This window comes from Streptomyces flavofungini (assembly GCF_041028215.1).
In the GTDB taxonomy this organism is placed as follows: domain Bacteria; phylum Actinomycetota; class Actinomycetes; order Streptomycetales; family Streptomycetaceae; genus Streptomyces; species Streptomyces flavofungini_B.
Genome location: NZ_JASKYR010001241.1, coordinates 1 through 2,095, shown reverse-complemented (window position 1 = coordinate 2,095; position 2,095 = coordinate 1). Strand labels below are relative to the sequence as shown.

Below are 2,095 nucleotides of genomic sequence, written 5' to 3'. Positions count from 1 at the left end.
GCGGGCCTGCGCAGCCTGGTCCTTGTGGTGCGCTGACCCGGACGGCCGGTGCCGCTGCGGGGTGCGGGCCGCTTGCCCGACCGGGTGGTGTCGCGGGGTCCCGAGGCCCGCGGTCCGGTCCTCGACGCGCCGGTGCGCGCAGCACCCGTGCGGGACGAGGCCCCCGTACGAGGCGAGGCTCCCGCGCGCGAGGACGCTCCCGTACGAGAGGACGCCCCGGTACGCGAGGACGCCCCCGTGCGTGGCCCGGCGGAACGGGGCGGGGGAGTGGCGCCGGGCSRYGMRCGSGGCTGGGTGTGCTGGTCCGCGTAGCTCTCGGCGAGCCTGCCCGTGGGCCGGTCCAGGTCCTGGCGCGGCGCGGGCGGGCGGGGATCGCCGAGGCCCTGTGCCTCGCGGGCGGCGATCTCCTTGAGCCGCAGCGAGAGCTGGAGCGTGCTGGGCCGCTCCTCCGGGTCCTTGGCGAGACAGGCCCGGATCAGCGGCGCGAGCGAGTCCGGAACGCCCCTGAGCTGGGCTTCCTCATGCACCACCCGGTAGAGCATGACCTCGGAGCTGCCGTGGCCGAAGGGGGAGTCCGCCATGCCCGCGTAGGCGAGCGTGGCGCCGAGCGCGAAGACGTCCGTGGCGGGGGTGACGGCGGCGCCGCGCACCTGCTCGGGCGCGAGGAAACCGGGCGAGCCGACGGCCGTGCCGACGTGGGTCAGGGTGGAGGCGCCGGTGGCCCAGGCGATGCCGAAGTCGATGATCCGCGGGCCCTTGGGGGACAGCAGGATGTTCGACGGCTTGAGGTCGCGGTGGACGACACCGGCCTCGTGCACGGCCACGAGTCCCTCGGCGAGCGCCGAACCGACCACGGCCACGTCGGCCGCGGCGAGCGGCCCCTCGGCGGCGACCTTGTCGTGCAGCGAGGGCCCCGGGACGTACTGCGTGGCGAACCATGGGCGGTCCGCGTCGAGGTCGGCGGCGACGAGCCGCGCCGTGCAGCCGCCCCTGATCCGCCGGGCGGCCGAGACCTCGCGGGCGAACCGCGAGCGGAACTCCTGATCCTCCGCCAGGTCGGGCCGGATCACCTTCAGGGCGACGCGCTGCCCCCTCCGGTCCGACCCCAGATAGACGACCCCCATGCCGCCGGCGCCCAGGCGCCTGTGCAGCCTGAACGAGCCGACGACACGCGGGTCCTCGCGCCGGAGCCGCATCATCGCCATGTCCATCCCCGCTACCCGGTCCGTCTGACGAGCCACAGCTTACGTTTCCACGGGCGGGCACGTGCAGAGGCCGCGCCCTCGCGGGCCGACGGATTGTCAGTGCCGGGTGGGAAACTTGAAGAGTGGTCAGGGGGCCGGGCGGGCATGGCCGTTGCGGCTGCCCCGATCTCCAACCATCCGTCGCCGAAGGGGGATTGATCGCGTGAAGGGTGATCGTGTGGAGATAGTCGTGGATGCCGGGGACACGACACGCACCTACGAAGTGGTGGCGAGCCGGGCGGGTCGCCGGGTGGAGACGGCGGTGCGCAGAGGAGTGGTGGAAGTGAGCGAAGTCACCCGTGGCGGAGGCGTCGTGCGCACCGCCCGCTTCATGGCGACCCGGGTCCTGGCCCTGGTCGAGCAGCCGGTCCCCAGGGAGGACACCGCGGAGGCACGCCGCCCCCTCGGGGAAGACCCTGAGTCCTGGACCCCCGTCTCCAACTAGGGGAGTACGCGAGCGCGGGCCGGTCATCCTCCGGGAGGCCAGCCAATCGGTACGAGGGCATGACGTCGGGCACGGCGCGCGCGCCTAGATTTGAGGTCAAGCGGCGGGTGCAGCACTCGTCCCCCGAGGTCAAGCGCCCGCCGCTGCCACAACCACATCGAGATCGGTCAGGAGAGGAACCATGGCGGACATCGCACCGCGGACCGTCATCCGCAATCGTGGTCGCAGGTTCTCGGCGCTCGGCGTCCGGCCTTCCGGCACGCGCCACCCCTTGGTGGCGACGGCCATGGTCCTCCCTCTGGCAGCCCTGCTCGTGGTCGTCTTCGGCGGCTGGGACGCAGTGGTCACACAAGCGTCGTCCGTGGGCGTGATGCTGGGGCGCTGAGCGGCGCCCCAGGCCCGGAAG

3 protein-coding genes are annotated in these 2,095 nt (G+C 73.5%); 2 read left to right on the top strand and 1 reads right to left on the bottom strand.

The window, feature by feature from the left end; translation table 11 throughout:
* On the bottom strand, positions 1–1,211 hold a 1,211-nt coding region (locus AB8Z36_RS40085), incomplete at its 3' end, for a serine/threonine-protein kinase (protein WP_369218282.1).
* 196 nt (positions 1,212–1,407) lie between these two features.
* On the opposite strand from AB8Z36_RS40085, the gene AB8Z36_RS40080 reads away from it, so the two are divergent.
* Together AB8Z36_RS40080 and AB8Z36_RS40075 are read left to right on the top strand one after the other, a co-directional pair.
* Entirely contained in the window at positions 1,408–1,689 is a 282-nt protein-coding gene (locus AB8Z36_RS40080; RefSeq protein ID WP_369218281.1) for a hypothetical protein, read from the top strand.
* A 181-nt stretch (positions 1,690–1,870) separates the two neighbouring features.
* Entirely contained in the window at positions 1,871–2,074 is a 204-nt protein-coding gene (locus AB8Z36_RS40075) for a hypothetical protein (RefSeq protein ID WP_369218280.1), read from the top strand.
* Positions 2,075–2,095: the final 21 nt, after the last annotated feature.